Source organism: uncultured Nonlabens sp., assembly GCF_947495285.1.
In the GTDB taxonomy this organism is placed as follows: domain Bacteria; phylum Bacteroidota; class Bacteroidia; order Flavobacteriales; family Flavobacteriaceae; genus Nonlabens.
Map to the genome: position 1 here is coordinate 19,821 of NZ_CANLXZ010000016.1, position 18,550 is coordinate 38,370.

Genomic DNA, 18,550 nt, shown 5'->3' on the forward strand with positions numbered 1-18,550 from the left:
AAGATTGAGGATTTAAGAGGTACCAAGCGGATTCGAACCGCTGTACTAGGTTTTGCAGACCCATGCCTAGCCGCTCGGCCATGGTACCATAATGGATGACAAAAATAACAATAATTTTCTCTATTCCTACTTTATTAAATTTAAATTGATAAAATTGAAAAGTTATTTTCTCTCTTCACTCATTATAATTACTACACTTTGCACATCACCACCTATAGGAGGATTGATCTTAGCTACCTTAACTTCAGCATTTTGAACTAGAGATTCTTCTTTAAATATACGTGTTAGAATGCGCTGTGCCACATGTTCTAAAAGCGCCGACCTTATAGCCATTTCTTCTACTATTATTTTATTAAGAGATACGTAATCTACGGTATCTGCCAGTAAATCTGACTGTGCACTCTTAGAAAGGTTTGCTGTTATTTCTAAATCTACTCGATATTCACTACCTATTAAATCCTCTTCATGAAGGCAACCATGGTTGGTATATACTCTTACGTTTTCTAGTTGTATTTTATGCATAGAACAAAGATAGGCCGTACAGTGTTAGGAGTAAAATAAACTGTAAATTTGTCTTAGTAAAAGAGAACATCATGAGTGAAGAGAAAAAGCCTAATAATTTTATAGAAGATATCATAGAAGACGATTTAAACAATGGTCTCTCTAAGGATAAATTACGTTTCCGTTTTCCACCAGAACCTAATGGTTATCTGCATATAGGTCACGCTAGTGCTATATGTTTAAACTTTGGGTTAGGAGAGAAGTTTAATAAACCAGTAAATCTGCGTTTTGATGATACTAATCCTGCAAAGGAAGAAGCAAAGTACGTAGATGCTATAAAGAAAGATGTACAATGGTTGGGTTATAAATGGGATAACCTTTGCTTTGCATCAGATTATTTTCAAGAACTTTATGACTGGGCCATCCATCTTATTAAAGAAGGAAAAGCCTACGTAGACTCACAATCTAGTGAAGAAATGGCTGCTCAAAAAGGAACTCCTACAGAACCTGGAGTAGATGGACCTTATCGCGATAGATCGGTAGAAGAGAATTTGGCGCTTTTTGAAGGAATGAAGAATGGAGATTTTGGTGAAGGTGAACATATCCTACGTGCCAAAATCGATATGAAGTCCAATAACATGCTCATGCGTGATCCTATCATGTATCGTGTAGTAAATCGCGATCACCATAGAACCGGTGATACATGGAAAATCTATCCTATGTACGACTGGACACATGGAGAAAGTGATTATTTAGAACAAATTTCACATTCCTTTTGTACACTAGAATTTAAACCTCATAGAGAGCTTTATGACTGGTTCTTAGATCAAATAGTAGATACGGATAAAGTACGCCCTAAACAACGTGAATTTGCACGTAGAAACATATCTCATACGGTTACAAGTAAACGTAAATTGCAAAAACTGGTAGAGCAAAATATAGTTACAGGCTGGGATGACCCACGCATGACTACTATTTCTGGTTTAAGACGTCGAGGTTACACCGCTGCATCTATTAAGAATTTTGCGGATTCTATTGGAATAGGTAAGCGCGATAATCTAGTAGATATGAATCATCTAGAATTTCACTTGCGAGATGATCTTAATAAAATTGCAGACCGTGTGATGTGTGTTCTTGATCCTATAAAACTCGTTATTACTAACTATCCAGAAGATCAGGTAGAAATCCTTCAGGCAGAAAATAGTCAGGAAGATGAGTCTAGAGGTTTTAGAAAGGTTCCTTTTTCTAGAGAGATCTATATAGAACGTGAAGATTATAGGGAAGAAGCAAATAAGAAATTTTTCCGTTTAAAGAACGGTAAAGAAGTACGTCTTAAAAATGCGTACATCATAAAAGGTGAAGGTTGTATCAAAGATGCAGACGGTAATATTACAGAGATTCATGCTACTTATGACCCAGATTCTAGGAGTGGTAGCGGGAGCGAAGCTAGTATGCGCAAGATAAAAGGAACATTACACTGGGTAAGTGCTGCACAAGCCCTACCTGTAGAGGTGAGACTGTATGACCGTTTATTTACGGTTCCATCTCCAGATACAGATAAAGAAAAGGATTTCATGGAATTTGTTAACCCAGATTCCCTAGAGGTGATCACTGCTATGGCAGAGCCTGCAATGAAAAATCTTTCCATAGGACAAACAGTGCAGTTTCAACGTATGGGGTACTTTTGTGTAGATCCTGACACAACAGATGATAAATTGGTCTTTAATCGCACCGTTACCTTGCGTGATACTTGGGCTAAGGTAGATGCTTAGATAGAGTAGGATAGAGGTTGCGCTTTCGCGAAAGCGAGATTACCTTAAACCTAATCTGTAGTACATAGATAGAATAATTTAAAGCTCACTTAATCGTGGGCTTTTTTGATAAATCATATATAGTATTTACTATTTTAACTATTTTTAATATTTATTATCAACTTTTAGCATGGTTTTAATAGTAACTCATGTAAGCTTAACTCTGTATTAACTACACTGAAATGCGTTTAGAATTACCTTTGTTATTGAACAAAATAAAGAAATATCATGTCTAAATCATCTAATACCTTAATCGCTTTAATAGCAGGTGCTGCAATAGGCGCTACTGCAGGAATGTTATATGCTCCAGATAGTGGAGAGAAAACTAGAAAAAAATTAAAAAAACAAGCTAAAAAGGCTCAAAAAGATATAGATGCACAAGCCCGTAAGACTTATGCTCAAGTATCAGAAAAAGCATCTCAAATTTCTTCTACTGTAAACTCTAGAGCTACTGAGTTAAGAGGTACCGTAGGTGATAGAATTGAAACAGCTCTTTCTAGCGCAAGCTATAAAGCAGACGACGCTATTGTCGCTTTAGAGGAAAAACTAGAGCAATTACGTATGAAAAATTCTCAGCTACAGAAACCTAATACTGTTAAAGAAGGTATCAAAACAGCATCTGCCAAGGTTAATATATAAACGTAGGATTTGGGAAAACATCTAATTGACAATTTTAGAGAATTTACTACGGCGACTCAAGATTATATTGAAAGCTCTATTAGTTATCACAAACTAGATCTTTTTAAAAAGGTCATGAAGGGTTTAGTTTCTAGTAGTTACTATATTATTTTAGGTTTCTTCTTCCTTGTAGCGCTTATTTTTTTTAGTGTTGCTATGGCTATTTATCTAGGAAATGTTTTGGATAACATTGCATTAGGATATCTTATAATAGGTGCGTTTTACATATTTTTAATGATCATTTTATCCTTATTTCTTAAAAAAACTCTTGAAAAAATATTGGTTAAAAAAGCTAGTACTCAATTTTTTAATGATAACGTGGATATTAAAATAAAACAACATGAGGGTTTACAATAATTTTGATGAAATAGATCGTGATTTAAGGTATCTTAAATTGCAGCAGCAAATACATCAGGAGACTATGAAGTTAGAGTTAAATGAAGTTAAAGAGAGTTTTTCTGCTGTTTCTATTTTAACTAGTGCAATAAGCTCCATTGCAAAAAAAGCTGTGGTTTTAAAGGTTGTAAATAAGCTAGTCGGTCTCAAAGGAAAAAAATGATATTTTAATATCATAAATTGTTTTAAAAAGCACATTTCAAAAAAAAACGCCATCAGTAATGATAGCGTTTTTGTGTTTATAAAAGTGTACGTAAATTATTCTACCCATCCATCTTCTAGGCCATCATCATCATAACCATTTTCTTTTTCTCTTTGGGATCTAGAAGACTGTTTTACCTTTTCTTCTTTATCAGCATTAGTTTTTTTCATTTGTTCACCTATTTGTGCACTTGCTGTAAAACTGGCAATCATGTTATTTAACATGTCACTACCAGCTTGTGGTGAATTAGGTAGTAAAATCAGATTAGACTGTGTTGCCTCACCTATAGACTGTAATGTATCATAGTGTTGTGTAACCACTATAAGGGCACTCGCTTCTTGAGAATTGATACCTACATTATTAAGTACATCTACACTTTCTTCTAATCCACGAGCAATTTCACGACGTTGGTCTGCGATACCTTGACCTTGTAAGCGCTTAGATTCTGCTTCAGCGCGTGCTTTAGCAACTATTTTGATACGGTCGGCCTCAGCTTCATACTCTGCAGCTGTTTTCTCACGCTCTGCAGCGTTAATTCTATTCATTGCTGCCTTTACCTGTATATCTGGATCTATGTCCGTTACAAGCGTTTTAATGATGTCATATCCATAATCCATCATCGCCTCATTTAATTCTCGTTTTACAGCGATAGCGATGTCATCTTTCTTCTCAAATACGTAATCTAGTTTCATTTTAGGAACTTCGGCACGTACTACGTCAAATACATAAGCTGTGATCTGATCATGTGGATTTTGAAGTCTGTAGTAGGCATCATATACTTTTTCCCTTCTTACCTGAAATTGTACTGATATTTTAAGACGTACAAATACATCATCTTTGGTTTTAGTCTCTACGATTACATCTAATTGTTGAATCTTCAGATTTATTCTTCCTGCGATCTTATCAATTATTGGTATCTTAAGTTGTAATCCTGACTGGCGCATACTGGTAAATTTACCAAATCGCTCTACTACCGCAGCAGTTTGCTGTTTTACGGTAAAAAAAGTACCCAATAGAACTACTACTGCTAGCAGACCTACAACGGCATAAATAATTAAATCCATAATTTTTGTTTTTAATGGTTATTGTTAATAAATGTATTAAAAGTAAACTACTTTATCGTTAAAGTGGCTGATAGGTTATATTTTAATAACTTTATTCTAGCTTACTATAGATTAGTGGTATGTTTGTGTGCTTTGTTACATTCCCTATGAAAAACTCATTTTTAGTACTTCTCACTGTTCTAGCGATAAATAAGGCTTTAGCTCAGGATCATCTTATCAATTCATTTGTTGAGGATACCACAATTTTTACGGTTAATGACCCAGTAACTTTTGGAGAAACTCCTGTAGAAGATATAAGTATCAATGCCGCTGCAACTCTCAAATACACCTATAATAATCGCATAGGTCTAGGTGTAGATGCCACTTTCTTTAATATTAATAGCGATGCTGTTAATGTGACACAAGGAACAGGTTGGTCTGCTTCTCTAGAAACACGAGGAGATTTTAGAGATGATTTTGATTTGATTTATTCCATCGGAATCTTTAATCATAATTTTTCTGTAAATGAAAACATTACTAACGATCAGATAGATATGCGTGTAATAGGAGCAGAGGTTAAGTTTTTAATGGCGTGGAAAATAGCACAAAGTGACTTTTTTTCTATAGAAGCTGGACCTGCTTTACAGCTTAACGGTGAACTTAAAATAGATAAAGAAGAACGTTATGAAAATTCCTTCACCGGTGGTTTAAATCCTATAGTTTTAAAAGATTTTCAAGAGACTTCTCCTATAAATATTAATGGTATTATAGGCTTTTCAGGTGGTGCTAGAAACTATAGAGTTACTGCTCATTATCATTATTCTTTTATAGATTCACTTGCTGGTACTAACCTCGCTGGTGATAATATAGACGGTAATTTCAGTTTTATAAGTGTAGGAGCTAGACTATATTTCTAGACGACTCTCTCCTCAAATAAAAAAAGCCTGGTAAAAATATATTACCAGGCTTTTTTTATTTGAGAAATTGAATATTATCCTAATTTCTTTATAGCTGTTTCTATACGATTTACTGTTTCTGTTTTACCTATCATAGAGGCTATTTCAAATACATCTGGGCCCATAAGACTTCCTACTAGTGCTAGTCTTAATGGCATCATTACTTTTCCGAATCCCATTTCTTTATCCGTGATCCATCCTTTTACAGCAGCACTTAGTCCAGCTGCGCTATCATCTTCTGTATTATTAATTATTTCTACCACGTTTTGCATGATCTCGTTAGTTCCCTCTTTCCATGCTTTTTTGGCATTTTTATCATCATAAGAGTCAGGAGCTGTAAAGAAAAAACCGGCTAGTTCAAACAGATCTTCGGTAAAAACCGCACGTTCTTTGACCATTCCTGCCACCATGCTTACATAATCTTCAGAACCATATGAGATATTTTGTTCTTGTAACGCTTTCGCGAAAGCGGAACCTATAACAGCATCATCCTGCTGTACATACCACTGCTGCTGAAACCATTTTGCCTTTTCTGGATCATATTTTGCACCAGAACTATTTACTTTTTCAAGGCTAAATGCTTCTATCAACTGTTTCAGATTAAAAAGTTCTTGCTCTGTACCAGGATTCCAACCCAAGAAAGCAAGGATATTAACCATAGCCTCTGGTAAGAAACCATCTTCTTTAAAACCAGTAGAAATCTCTCCACTTTTAGGATCTTTCCAGTGTAACGGAAATACAGAAAAGCCCATTTTATCTCCATCTCGTTTGCTTAATTTACCCTTACCTGTAGGTTTTAAAATTAAGGGTAAGTGTGCAAATTTAGGACGTTCCCAACCAAAACTCTCATATAACAAAACGTGTAATGCCATACTAGGCAACCATTCTTCTCCACGTATTACATGGGAGATTTTCATTTCATGATCATCCACTACGTTTGCTAAGTGATAAGTGGGCATACCATCACTTTTAAATAATACTTTATCATCTAGCAGTGTGGTATCGATTTCAATTCCTTTACGTATCTCGTCGTACATAGGTAGCGTTTTTAATTCTGGTTTAAAACGCACTGTGTAGGCATCTCCACGATCTATTCTTTCTTCAACTTCTTGTTCAGAAAGTGTCAAAGAGTTCGTAAAATTTAATCTATTATTATGGTTGTAAATGAAAGTCTCTTTATTAGCTTCGGCGGTTGTTCTGGCTTGTGTCAATTCTTGGGCAGTATCAAATGCATAATATGCTGCTCCTTTTTTTATTAATTCTTCAGCATAAGCTCGATACATTTCTTTACGCTCACTTTGACGATAAGGGCCATGTTTTCCTTCTTTTCCTGGTCCTTCATCATAAGGAATATTGCACCAGTCTAATGCTTCTATTATATAATCTTCAGCTCCTTCTACGTATCTGTTTTGATCAGTATCTTCTATACGCAGTATAAAAGTACCATTATGTTTCTTTGCAAATAAATAATTGAAGAGCGCTGTTCTTACACCTCCTATGTGAAGAGGTCCAGTAGGACTGGGCGCAAATCTTACTCGTACATCTGTACTCATTTTGTAGCATTTTTATTGGATTGCAAATTTAGTATATCTCGTATAAGTTTTGAGTGATGCTCTCAGAGTTTTTGATTAATAATACTCTCTAATAAAAGTTGCTTTTTGTGATAAGAATCATCTACGAGTAATTTTATTACTCTTGTTTCTATCTCAATAATAGTGATCTATTCTTTTATCTTTTTTATTCTACTATTTTCAGGGTTTCTTGGATCATATAATACTATGATTGAATCTCGATTTAAATTTTTTAAGTCAAAATAATCTTTCAAATTATATATCTTGTACATCCTCATAAACGGAGTCTTTTACTTTATAACTGTAAAACAATTCTATCAAATGCTTTATTTGTGGATCCTAGACCTGACCATCTGTAGTCGATATAAAGTCTACATATTTTATTTTACCGATTGATTTTTGCTATTTTTTATAAATTGATATTCTGTGACATAATCAGTTAAATAGACCACTAGTATTAAGGTTCCTTAAATTAAAAATAGATAGGTTATCCATTTTTTCGATTTATATTTTTGTTTTTTGTCATTTTCAAAAGCTTCTTGTAATTCACGAGCTGCATCGTATCTAGTATTTCCTTTGAATAAACTCATGTTAAATTTCTGCCAATTCAACCATTTCCTGAGGAACATGTTTATTCACAGTCGAAAACCATAATGGAGGTATGGTTGCGATAATCATCATCGTTGGGTAACCATAAGGTAGTTGTGGACTGTCGGTATGATAATCCAGCACCTGATATTTTTTACTAGCTCTATAGTGGTGATCACTATGTCTGGTTAACTCATAAAGAAGAATTCTACCTAAGGCATGATTAGAATTCCAGCTGTGTTTCTCTCGCACTATCTCATAACGTCCTGATTTTTTCTTATTCCTACGCAATCCATAATGTTCTAGATAATTAATAATCTCTAGTAGTGTAAACCCTATGGTTCCTACAGCTATTGTAATTATAGCCGTATCCCAAGAAAAGAATAAACCTACACATAATAAATATGATATTTGAATTACGGTGTACCATAACATATCGTTTTTAAAGGAGAAGAAATTTCGGTTATGAGTTTTGTTAAGCTTCAACTGGGTGTGCCATGCACTCGTGTATTGTGATGTAACAGATCTTAACCAGAACGCATACAGGTTTTCATTATATCTAGCTGTTGCAGGATCCTCTGGAGTTGCTGCTTTTAAATGGTGACAGTAATTGTGCTCTATATAAAAGTGCATATATAAACTAGGAAGTAACAATAATTTTCCTAAATATCGTTCCCAGGTATCTTGACGATGGCCTAATTCGTGTGCAACATTAATACCGTTGCTTCCTGCTACTATGCCTAATGATAATACTAATCCGACGGTTTCATAAGTTTCCAATTCAAAATTAGCATACGTGTAAAGTCCATAAATAAGTATTCCGTATATAATCGGTACATTTAACCATAGAATAACATCAAAGAATTTATTTTTTATCTTACTCGCTCTTTGCTGCTCATCTAGATTCTTTTTTAAGGACGGCATCCACATTTCTAACAACGGCACGATTATAAATATCATAAATGGTGTAAGAAATAACCACAATTCCATTTTTGTTATTCCTATGACACAAAAAAGCGGTGTCATATATGCGGCTAGATATTTTAAGTCTTTCATAAGTTCATTTCTATAGTACATCAAATATAATGGATAATCGTTTATGTTAAGCATCCTTGTAAAATCCATCAAAAATCGACTTGTTTTAAGTGATATTTAAGCTGTTTTTAGACTTTTTTGATTACGTAGTACATCTTTCATGTAAAGGTCGCTCTAAACCGTTATATTTACGGTAAAGACACGATACTTTAAAAAATGACAAATTTTCAGATAATAGAAGTCAAGCTCAAGCGGTTTATTAATAAATATTACCGTAATGAATTGATCAAAGGAATAATTTTATTTTTAGCATTGGGACTGCTGTATTTTTTATTTACTGCAATTATTGAATATTTTCTTTGGTTAAGCCCGGTTGGCAGGTCCATCTTATTCGGTCTCTTTGTAGTAATAGAATTGTTCTTGTTAATAAGATTTGTCCTTCTCCCACTTGCCAGATTATTTAAATTATCTCGTGGTATTGATTTTAGAGATGCCAGTTCTATGATAGGTACTCATTTTCCAGAAGTGTCCGATAAATTAATTAATGTCTTACAGCTTCATAAAAATGGAGGTGATGATGAACTTACATGGGCTAGTATTAATCAAAAGAGTGAAAGTCTTCAACCTATACCATTTACACTTGCCATTGATTATAAGAAAAACAGAAAGTACTTACCTTATCTCGCTATTCCGTTGGCTATAATTGCTGGTTTATTTTTTACTGGTAATAATGAGGTTCTAACAGATAGTGCAAAACGTGTAGCAGATTTTAATAATGAATACATCCCGCCTGCGCCTTTTAACTTTTCTATTATTAATAAAGATCTTAACACTTTGCAGCGTCGCGATTTTAAACTTAACGTTGTGGTAAGTGGTCGCAAATTACCAGAAAATGCAACTATTCATTATAATGATCAGTCTTATTTTTTAACTCAAGATGCTCCAGGTAAGTTCAGTTTTATTTTTTCTAATCCGGTTCAAGACACTAGATTTTATTTATCTGCTAATGAAGTTAAAAGTACTAATTATACATTACAAGTATCTGATGTTCCTATTTTAAATGGTTTTGATCTTCTTCTGGATTACCCAGCACATACCGGTAAAAAGGACGATGTACTTTCAAGTACTGGGAATACAGTCGTACCTCAAGGAACTAAGATTACCTGGCAATTAAAAACTTCTAATACGAACCAGGTAGACTTTATAACTTCAGAAGAGAGATTCTCGTTTCAAAAAAATGATAATAGTTTCGCTTTCGCGAAAGCGGTCTCGCAACCATTTAAATATTCTATTGCCACTTCTAATGCAAATATCAAAGATTTTGAAGTACTTCATTTTAAAATTGATATGGTAAAGGATGAATATCCCGAACTAGATATAGAGATGAAAAAGGATTCTATAGATTCAGATGTGATGTATTTTAAAGGTCAGGCGTCCGACGATTATGGTATACGTAAAATGCAATTAGTGTACTATCCATCTGATGATGTTTCTAAAATTGATACCTATGAATTAGGATCTAACCGTGGTACTTATGATCAGTTCCTATTAACTTTTCCTGGTAATATTATCTTAGATGGTGGAAAGAGTTATCAATTTTATTTTGAGGTTATAGATAACGATGCTGTGAATACTTTTAAATCTACTAAGTCAGAAGTGTTTTCTTATCGCAAATTGTCCGAAGATCAGTTTCAAGAAAAGCAGCTTTCTCAACAAAAGGAGTCTTTGGCAAATCTAGAAAAGGCCGTAAATGAACAGCAAAAACAACAGGAACAATTAAATCAATTATCTCAGGAACAAATACAAAAAAAGGATAGAAGTTTTAATGATAAACGCAAGTTAGAGCAAGCTTTAAAAAATCAACAAAAGCAAGAACAAAAAATGCGTCAACAGTTAGATAAATTGAAACAAAATCTTCTGAAATCAAACTTTCAAAAAGACGAAATGAAAGAGGTTCTTGAAGAGCGCATGCAAAATAGTGCGGACGAACTTAAAAAGAACGAAGAATTATTAAAAGAATTACAAGAGTATCAAGACAAATTATCTGCAGAGGAATTACAGGAAAAAGTGGAAAAGTCTAAGAATAATTCTAAAAAGCAGCAACGTAATCTAAAGCAATTATTAGAATTAACAAAACGCTATTATGTAGAACAGAAGTATGAACAATTAGGCAAAGAGTTGCAAAAAATAGCACAGAAACAAAAGGAACAATCACAGAAAGGTGTTGAAGATAATAAGAAAGAAGATCAGAATAAGTTGAATGAGGAATACAAGAAATGGGAGAAGCAGCTTCAAGACTTAGAAGAAGAGAATGATGGTCTTAAAGATCCTATGCGTTTAGAATTTGAGCCAGAAGATTCTGAAGAAATACGTGAGGAACAGAAACAGTCTAGTAAAGATCTTGAAGATTCTAAAACTTCAGATGCACAAAAGAAACAGAAAAGTGCTTCACAAAAAATGAAGAACCAGGCCCAAAAAATGGCTTCTCAAATGGCTCAAATGTCTGCCGATCAAATGAAGGAGGATGCAGAAAGTTTAAGACAAATTCTAGATAACTTAATTGTATTCTCTCAAGAGGAGGAGAATTTAATGGAGTCCATGCGAGACCTGAATAGATTAAGTCCTAATTTGGGAAGTAAATTAAAGTTGCAAAAGGATTTAGAAAGCACTTTTAAACATGTTGATGATAGCTTATTTGCTCTAGCATCTCGCAATCCTAAGATAGGTAAGAATATCAATGAAGAGGTTACTGATATTTATTATTATTTAGATAAATCGTTAAATCAAATTGCAGATTTTGAAATGCTTAAAGGTCAGGTATCACAGCAGTTTGTTTTTAAAGGAGCTAATACATTGGCAAATATGTTGAGTGGTTCTCTAGATGCTATGAAGAATAGCATACCGATGCCAGGTAAAGGCAAATCTAGTGAATCAGGACAGGGTTTTCAATTACCCAATATCATAAAAAAACAAGAGAGTTTATCCAATTCTGGAGAAGGAGAAGAAGGTAAAGAAGGTGACGCTGGTAAGGAAGGTAAAAGCGGTCAAGGTGGAGAAAGTGGTAAAGATGGAAAAAGCGGTCAAGGTGCAGAAAGTGGTAAGTCTGGAAAATCTGGCAAGGATGGTGATTCTGGTCAAGGTGGAGAGTCTGGTAAATCAGGAAAAAGCGGTCAAGGTGGTGAAGGCGGTCAAGGAGGACAAGGCGGCCAATCTGGAAATGGGAATCAAGGCGGTCAAGATGGTGATTCTGGTCAAGGTGGTAATAATAGTTCTGGTAATGGAAATGGATCTGGTGGTGAAGACGGCGATCAACAAGGTTATAGAGAAAGTGAACAGGAGGCTGCCCGTATTTATGATATTTATAAACAACAGCAAGAGTTACGTAATCAACTAGAAGATATGATACGTCGGGAAGGGCTAGAAGGTAAAGTAGGTGATATAACAGATAAAATGAAAGCTGTTGAGCGCAAACTATTGGATCAAGGTTTCAATAGAGAGGTACAAGAACGCATGATGGATATACAGCACGATTTATTAAAATTAAAGGACGCTGGTCTGGAACAAGGCAAGGAGAATCAACGTGAAGCTACTACTAGTTTACGAGACTTTAATAACAATACAAGAGCTCAAATTCCTGATGCTTCTAAGTACTTTAATAACAAAGAGATTTTAAACAGACAAGTATTACCTTTGCAGCCCCAATACCGCAACAAGGTAAAGGAATATTTTAAAGCTAATGATTGAATTTAACTACCAGAATAATTTTGAGCAACTTGATGATGTTGCCTATTCAAAATGGATAGAATCTATAGTTATTTCTGAGGGTAAAACGATAGGGGAATTGTCCTTCGTTTTTTGTTCAGATGCTTTTCTATTAAAAATTAATCAAGATCATTTAGATCATGATACCTATACAGATATTATCACTTTTGATTACTGTCTAGACGGTTTAATAAATGGTGAGATCTATATAAGTACAGATAGGGTTAAGGAGAATGCTGTCAGCTTTCGCGAAAGCGAGATCAACGAATTGCATCGCGTCATGGCACATGGTGTATTGCATTTATGTGGTTATGGTGATAAGAGTGAAGAAGAAGCACGTGTTATGCGTGAAAAAGAGAATGAGAAAATCGTGATGTTTCACGTGAAACAATAAGCAATGTTTGATAAAGAATACGATGTTATAGTAGTAGGTGCTGGCCACGCTGGAGGAGAGGCTGCTGCAGTTTCTGCAAATATGGGTGCTAGTACGTTACTTGTTACCATGAATCTAGAAACAATAGGACAGATGTCTTGCAATCCTGCCATGGGTGGTATTGCAAAGGGACAGATAGTTCGTGAGATAGATGCTCTGGGTGGACTAAGTGGTGTTGTCTCTGATAAGAGTGCAATACAGTTTAAAATGCTTAATAAGTCTAAAGGACCTGCTATGTGGTCTCCTAGAACACAGAATGACCGCATGCGTTTTTCTGAAGAATGGAGGCTGCAGTTAGAAGCTATTCCATTATTAGATTTCTATCAGGAAATGGTTTCTGGTTTAATTGTAGAGAATGGTAAGGCTGTAGGGGTGCGTACCTCTTTGGGAATTGAGATAAGATCTAAAGCTGTAGTGCTTACTAATGGAACGTTTTTAAACGGTCTTATTCATATAGGAGATAAACAATTCGGCGGTGGTAGAGCTGGTGAAAGAGCCTCAACAGGTATTACTGGTCAGTTAGTGGAATTAGGTTTTGAGTCAGGTAGAATGAAAACGGGAACGCCGCCACGTGTAGATGGTCGTTCTTTAGATTATTCAAAGATGGAACCGCAACCTGGAGATGTAGATACTTCAAAATTTAGCTACAGTAATTTGACAACTTCTCTTAAGCATCAAAGAGATTGTCATATGACTTATACGAGTCCCGAGGTTCATAATTTATTGCGTGAAGGGTTTGATCGTTCTCCTATGTTTAATGGTAGGATACAGTCTTTAGGCCCGCGTTACTGTCCTAGTATAGAAGATAAAATTGATCGTTTTGCAGACAAAGATCGTCATCAATTGTTTGTGGAACCAGAGGGATGGAACACTTGCGAGGTTTATGTAAATGGTTTTAGTACCTCATTGCCAGAAGATGTTCAGTTCAAAGCATTGCGTAGTGTTGTTGGGTTTGAAAATGTCAAGTTTTTTAGACCTGGTTATGCTATAGAATATGATTATTTTCCACCGACTCAATTAAAGCACACGCTAGAAACTAAATTAGTGAACGGTCTTTATTTTGCGGGACAGATTAATGGTACTACTGGTTATGAAGAAGCAGCTTCTCAAGGTTTAATGGCTGGTATTAATGCCGTGCGTAAAATAAGAGAAGAAGAACCTTTTATATTAAAAAGAGACGAAGCTTATATAGGAGTTCTCGTAGATGATTTGATTACTAAAGGAACAGAGGAGCCTTATAGAATGTTTACCTCGCGAGCTGAGTACAGAACATTGTTGCGGCAGGATAATGCAGATTTAAGGTTAACACCACGTGCGGTGGAGTTGGGTATTATTACCGATGAGGCTCTTAAAAGAGTTGACCGTAAAGCATCAGAGTCTGAAAGGATGGTTCAGTTCTTACGTGATACAAGTTATGATTTTAAGGAGATGAACAATTTACTAGTCGCAAAGGGAAGTAAAGAAGTGACTCAAAATGATAAATTATTTAAAGTCTTTTCTAGACCTCAAATTAATTTAGATGATTTGAAAACTATTTCTCAGGTCAAAAGTTATCTAGAAGATAATGATCTCGATAATGATATTTTAGAGCAAGTAGAAGTTCATGTTAAATATGCTGGGTATATAGCAAAGGAAAAAGAGAATGCAGATAAATTACATAGATTAGAGAATGTAAAAATTCCTCCTAACTATGATTTTAAAAGTATCAAGTCGCTTTCTTTTGAGGCTAGAGAAAAACTTACAAAAATTCAACCAGTAACTGTTTCTCAGGCTAGTCGTATTTCTGGGGTATCACCTAGTGATATCTCTGTATTATTAGTCCATATGGGTCGATAGTTTCACGTGAAACAATTATATGAAATCTAAATTTTCAAAGCCTTTTTTAAAACTTAAAGATTACTTTCTCACTCAAGAGAAGTTTGAATTATACCTCGATCCAGATACGGGATTGATAAAGACTATTCCGCAACCAGAGGATTTAGATCTTTATTATGAAAGTGAAGATTATTTATCACATGACGATACTCAAAAATCACTTTTTGCGTTTTGCTATAATTTTGCAAAGTCCTTTAACCTTAAATCAAAGACTTCGCTCATAGCCAGATTTATTAATAAAGGAAATGTATTAGATATAGGTGCTGGAGTAGGGGATCTAGTTAATGAGTTACAAAAAAACGGAATTACTGCAACAGGATTTGAACCGAGTGCAAAAGCAAGAAAAATTGCTAAAGAAAAAGGAGTTGTTTTAAAACCAAATCTAGAATCATTTGCTGAAAATAGTTTTGATCTTATTTCTATGTATCATGTTTTAGAACATGTAACAGATGTTGAAAAGCAGAAACAAGAGATTCTAGGTTTATTAAAACCTCACGGCATTTTAATATTAGCTTTACCTAATTATAAATCTTATGATGCCCGATTCTATGGAAAGTATTGGGCAGGGTACGATGTCCCTAGACATTTATTTCATTTTAATAAAAAAGCAGTAAAAAGTTTATTTGATAAAGAATTTGAAATTGTAAAAATGAAACCCATGTGGTTTGATAGTTTTTATGTTTCTATTTTGTCTTCGAGATATAAAAAAATATTTGCTCCTTTTATAAATGGAATACTTATCGGTTTTCTATCAAATGGCATAGCTCTGTTCAATAAAGAACCTAGTTCTATCACTTTTGTGCTTAAAAAACGTTTTTAATTAGTTTTAAGAGTGTTTTTAAATTCACTAATCAAAATGATAAACGTTTTTATTTAAATGGCTTAAAATACCTTATCTAAAGCCGATTTTAATAAAAGAATCCTATTATAATCGTTATTTGTATAGATCATACATATTTTGATCAAAGTAAAACTCCAACGCCATTATCAAGTAATCACCTAAACTAGATGCGCGATTTTATGGAAAGTATGGGCTAGCTAAGATTTCTCCAGGTATTTATTTCATTTTAATAAAAAGCAGTAAAAAGTTTATTTGATAAAGAATTTGAGATCGTAAAAATGAAACCCATGTGGTTTGATAGTTTTTATGTTTCTATTTTGTCTTCGAGATATAAAAAAACATTTGCCCCTTTCATAAATGGAATACTTATCGGTTTTCTATCAAATGGCATGGCTCTGTTCAGTAAAGAGCCTAGTTCTATCACTTTTGTACTTAAAAAACGCTTTTAATTAGTTTTAAGAGTGTTTTTAAATCCACTAATCAAAATGATAGACGTTTTTATCTAAATTGCTTAAAACTCCTTATTTAAAGCCGATTTTAATAAGAGGAGTTTATTAAAATGGTTACTCATATGTATTATACATATTTTGATCAAAGTAAAACTCTAACGCCCATTATCAAGTAAACACCTAAACTAGATGCGCGATTTTATGTATAGTATTGGGCTGGCTAAGATTTCTCCAGGTATTTATTTCATTTTAATAAAAAGCAGTAAAAAGTTTATTTGAAAAAGAATTTGAAATCGTAAAAATGAAACCCATGTGGTTTGATAGTTTTTATGTTTCTATTTTGTCTTCGAGATATAAAAAAACATTTGCCCCTTTCATAAATGGAATACTTATCGGTTTTCTATCAAATGGCATAGATCTGTTCAATAAAGAACCTAGTTCTATCACTTTTGTACTTGAAAAACGCTTTTAATTAGTTCTAAGAGTGTTTTTAAATCCACTAATCACAATGATAGACGTTTTTATTTAAATGGCTTAAAACATCTTATTTAAAGCTGATTTTAATAATAGGAGCTTATTAAAATCGTTATTTGTATAGATTATATATATTGTGACCAAAATAAACCTGCAATCCCTATTATGAAGTAAATTCCTAATCTCGATGCACCGTCAAAATCCTTTGCAATTCTTAGACCCACTAACAATATTAAAATAAGAATATTGGATAATATAAATGAATATTGAGCATAAAGTAAACTTTGTTCTGTAACTATTTTAAATAACGCAATTACTATAATAGTACTAAGGATAATTTCAATACCTAGAATTATTACAGAACTAATCAACACTACAATAGGACTTAGAGTGTTTTTAAATAAATCACAAAATCCATTATAGGTCTGTTTCCAAGCAAATATCTTTTCAAAAGAAGAAATGATGTAGGTAACTAGTAAAAAGATAAGAAGTAATATAATTCCAGAATGGTGTAATAGCATAGCCTTTGTATTGTTTTACAATTATACTAACCTTTTTATTACTGCTGTATTGAAATCTATCAATTACTAAAAGATGTGGGTTTACCGATTCTTCTAAGATTTAGAATGTAGTATACGCGTCATACCTATGCTTAAATCGGTAAGTACTATTTTTCCGTTTGCATTACGTTCTATGTGATAAATAGCTTCTTGAAGTTGTTTTTGCACTTCTATCATCCTATTTCCATCGACAAAAGGGGCAAATTTACTAAGATCAAAACCGCTTTGTGGTGCGAGATAAACAGCGCTCTCTGCCTTATAATTTTTAAGCATAGCTTGTCTAAAAAATTCAATGCAGTAGTTTAAAAATCTTATCTGTGTTTCACGATTAACAGCCGCTATCGTGGTAGCCCAATCCATAAGTTCGTTAATCGCAGTAATTTTAGTCTTTGCAACAAATGCGGTGCGTACCCATTGAACAAACCATTGTTCAAATTGTAAATCTTCGGCATTATTTTGTGAAAATTGAACCGCTTTTCTATAATCTCCATCTGCTTGTCTAGCTATTATAGAGCTTTGACTTTCATTTAATTGAAGGTTTTTTTGCAACCCTTCGGCTATTACAGCGGCATTTAGTTTAGGTACATGTATAACCTGGCACCTAGACTTTATGGTATTAATGATTTTATCTTCAGATTCTGCCACGAGTAAAATAATCGTCTTATTAGGTGGCTCTTCTATAAGTTTAAGTAGCTTATTTGCTGCCTCGGTATTCATTTTATCTGCTCCCCAAATAATCTGTACTTTATAACCTCCTTCATAAGATTTAAGGCTCAACTTTTTCATAATAAGTTGTGCTTCGGCTACTCGTATTTCGGCATTCTTTTTTTCTATATCGATCGCTTTATACCAGTCTGGTAGACTACCATAAGAGTTCTCTTTTAAGAATACACGCCATTGATTTAAAAAAATATCTGAGGTTGCTTTACTACTACTACTTCCTACAGTGGATGGCATGGGAAAAGAAAAATGTAAATCTGGATGCGCTAGATTATTAAGTTGTACATGACTGCTTTCATTATTTGTTCCACATAATATATCTCTAGCATAGGCGATTGCAAGTGGTAAAACACCGCTTCCAGTAGGTCCTACCAGCAATTGAGCATGTGCTATACGACCATTTTTTACAGTAGACTGTAAGTGGCTTTTTATATGTGTAAGTCCTAAAACATCTTTGTATTGCATAGTGCAAATATAAGTGGATGTTGTTTAAAGACAGGACAACACCCATCTCTTGTTGAGATTTAAAACCTGTTTATAATAGCTAGACTATCATATTTTTATTGATGGAATGATTTTAAGGCATAAGGTTTTGTGGACTGGAGTAAACAACTTATACCTTTTTCCATTCCCTACAACGGTATTGTAGATCGAG

15 protein-coding genes and 1 tRNA gene are annotated in these 18,550 nt (G+C 34.0%); 9 read left to right on the plus strand and 7 right to left on the minus strand.

The annotated features are described in order from the left end of the window. Window positions 1-17: 17 nt before the first annotated feature. Together Q0838_RS08320 and folB are read right to left on the minus strand one after the other, a co-directional pair. Window positions 18-88 (minus strand) — tRNA-Cys (locus Q0838_RS08320). Window positions 89-162: 74 nt separating this feature from the next. Continuing rightward, a complete protein-coding gene (folB, locus tag Q0838_RS08325) occupies window positions 163-522 on the minus strand; it encodes a dihydroneopterin aldolase (RefSeq protein ID WP_298953413.1) in 360 nt (119 codons plus the stop codon). Between the two features lie 71 nt (window positions 523-593). Here folB and Q0838_RS08330 point away from each other — a divergent pair, with 71 nt between their 5' ends. The 4 genes from Q0838_RS08330 (at window position 594) to Q0838_RS08345 (ending at window position 3,549) form a co-directional block, all read left to right on the plus strand. Next, window positions 594-2,273: a glutamine--tRNA ligase/YqeY domain fusion protein gene (locus Q0838_RS08330; RefSeq protein WP_298953415.1), complete on the plus strand. Its 1,680-nt coding sequence runs from the start codon at window positions 594-596 to the stop codon at window positions 2,271-2,273. A gap of 267 nt (window positions 2,274-2,540) precedes the next feature. Beyond that, the gene (locus tag Q0838_RS08335) at window positions 2,541-2,951 is read left to right on the plus strand and encodes a YtxH domain-containing protein (protein ID WP_298953417.1); all 411 of its coding nucleotides are present in this window, start codon (window positions 2,541-2,543) and stop codon (window positions 2,949-2,951) included. A 9-nt stretch (window positions 2,952-2,960) separates the two neighbouring features. Beyond that, complete coding sequence (locus Q0838_RS08340; protein ID WP_298953419.1) at window positions 2,961-3,347, plus strand: phage holin family protein; 387 nt, start codon at window positions 2,961-2,963, stop codon at window positions 3,345-3,347. After that, window positions 3,331-3,549 (plus strand): DUF6327 family protein, encoded by a 219-nt coding sequence (locus Q0838_RS08345; protein ID WP_298953421.1) that lies wholly within the window; start codon window positions 3,331-3,333, stop codon window positions 3,547-3,549. The genes Q0838_RS08340 and Q0838_RS08345 overlap by 17 nt, the downstream gene beginning before the upstream one ends. Window positions 3,550-3,644: 95 nt before the next feature. On the opposite strand, the gene Q0838_RS08350 is transcribed toward Q0838_RS08345, so the two are convergent. Then, a complete protein-coding gene (locus Q0838_RS08350; RefSeq protein ID WP_298953423.1) occupies window positions 3,645-4,652 on the minus strand; it encodes an SPFH domain-containing protein in 1,008 nt (335 codons plus the stop codon). Window positions 4,653-4,798: 146 nt separating this feature from the next. Here Q0838_RS08350 and Q0838_RS08355 point away from each other — a divergent pair, with 146 nt between their 5' ends. Continuing rightward, window positions 4,799-5,548, plus strand: coding sequence for a hypothetical protein (locus tag Q0838_RS08355; protein ID WP_298953426.1), 750 nt, complete (start codon window positions 4,799-4,801; stop codon window positions 5,546-5,548). Between the two features lie 74 nt (window positions 5,549-5,622). On the opposite strand, the gene gltX is transcribed toward Q0838_RS08355, so the two are convergent. Then, window positions 5,623-7,140, minus strand: coding sequence for a glutamate--tRNA ligase (gltX, locus tag Q0838_RS08360; protein ID WP_298953429.1), 1,518 nt, complete (start codon window positions 7,138-7,140; stop codon window positions 5,623-5,625). A gap of 609 nt (window positions 7,141-7,749) precedes the next feature. Next, complete coding sequence (locus Q0838_RS08365; RefSeq protein ID WP_298953431.1) at window positions 7,750-8,802, minus strand: alkane 1-monooxygenase; 1,053 nt, start codon at window positions 8,800-8,802, stop codon at window positions 7,750-7,752. Between the two features lie 195 nt (window positions 8,803-8,997). Here Q0838_RS08365 and Q0838_RS08370 point away from each other — a divergent pair, with 195 nt between their 5' ends. Genes Q0838_RS08370 through Q0838_RS08385 form a run of 4 tightly spaced genes read left to right on the plus strand, consistent with a single transcriptional unit; the run spans window position 8,998 to window position 15,671 of the window. Next, window positions 8,998-12,525, plus strand: a complete 3,528-nt coding sequence (locus tag Q0838_RS08370; protein WP_298953433.1) for a DUF4175 family protein — start codon at window positions 8,998-9,000, stop codon at window positions 12,523-12,525. Next, window positions 12,518-12,937, plus strand: coding sequence for an rRNA maturation RNase YbeY (gene ybeY / locus Q0838_RS08375; protein WP_298953436.1), 420 nt, complete (start codon window positions 12,518-12,520; stop codon window positions 12,935-12,937). Before Q0838_RS08370 ends, ybeY begins: the two co-directional genes overlap by 8 nt. Before the next feature lie 3 nt (window positions 12,938-12,940). Then, window positions 12,941-14,812, plus strand: coding sequence for a tRNA uridine-5-carboxymethylaminomethyl(34) synthesis enzyme MnmG (mnmG, locus tag Q0838_RS08380; RefSeq protein WP_298953439.1), 1,872 nt, complete (start codon window positions 12,941-12,943; stop codon window positions 14,810-14,812). A gap of 19 nt (window positions 14,813-14,831) precedes the next feature. Beyond that, the gene (locus tag Q0838_RS08385; RefSeq protein WP_298953442.1) at window positions 14,832-15,671 is read left to right on the plus strand and encodes a class I SAM-dependent methyltransferase; all 840 of its coding nucleotides are present in this window, start codon (window positions 14,832-14,834) and stop codon (window positions 15,669-15,671) included. 1,069 nt (window positions 15,672-16,740) lie between these two features. Here the strand turns inward: Q0838_RS08385 and Q0838_RS08390 are convergent. Further along, a complete protein-coding gene (locus Q0838_RS08390; protein ID WP_298953445.1) occupies window positions 16,741-17,136 on the minus strand; it encodes a hypothetical protein in 396 nt (131 codons plus the stop codon). A 93-nt stretch (window positions 17,137-17,229) separates the two neighbouring features. Further along, window positions 17,230-18,360: a DNA polymerase III subunit delta' gene (locus Q0838_RS08395; protein WP_298953448.1), complete on the minus strand. Its 1,131-nt coding sequence runs from the start codon at window positions 18,358-18,360 to the stop codon at window positions 17,230-17,232. Window positions 18,361-18,550 lie beyond the last annotated feature (190 nt).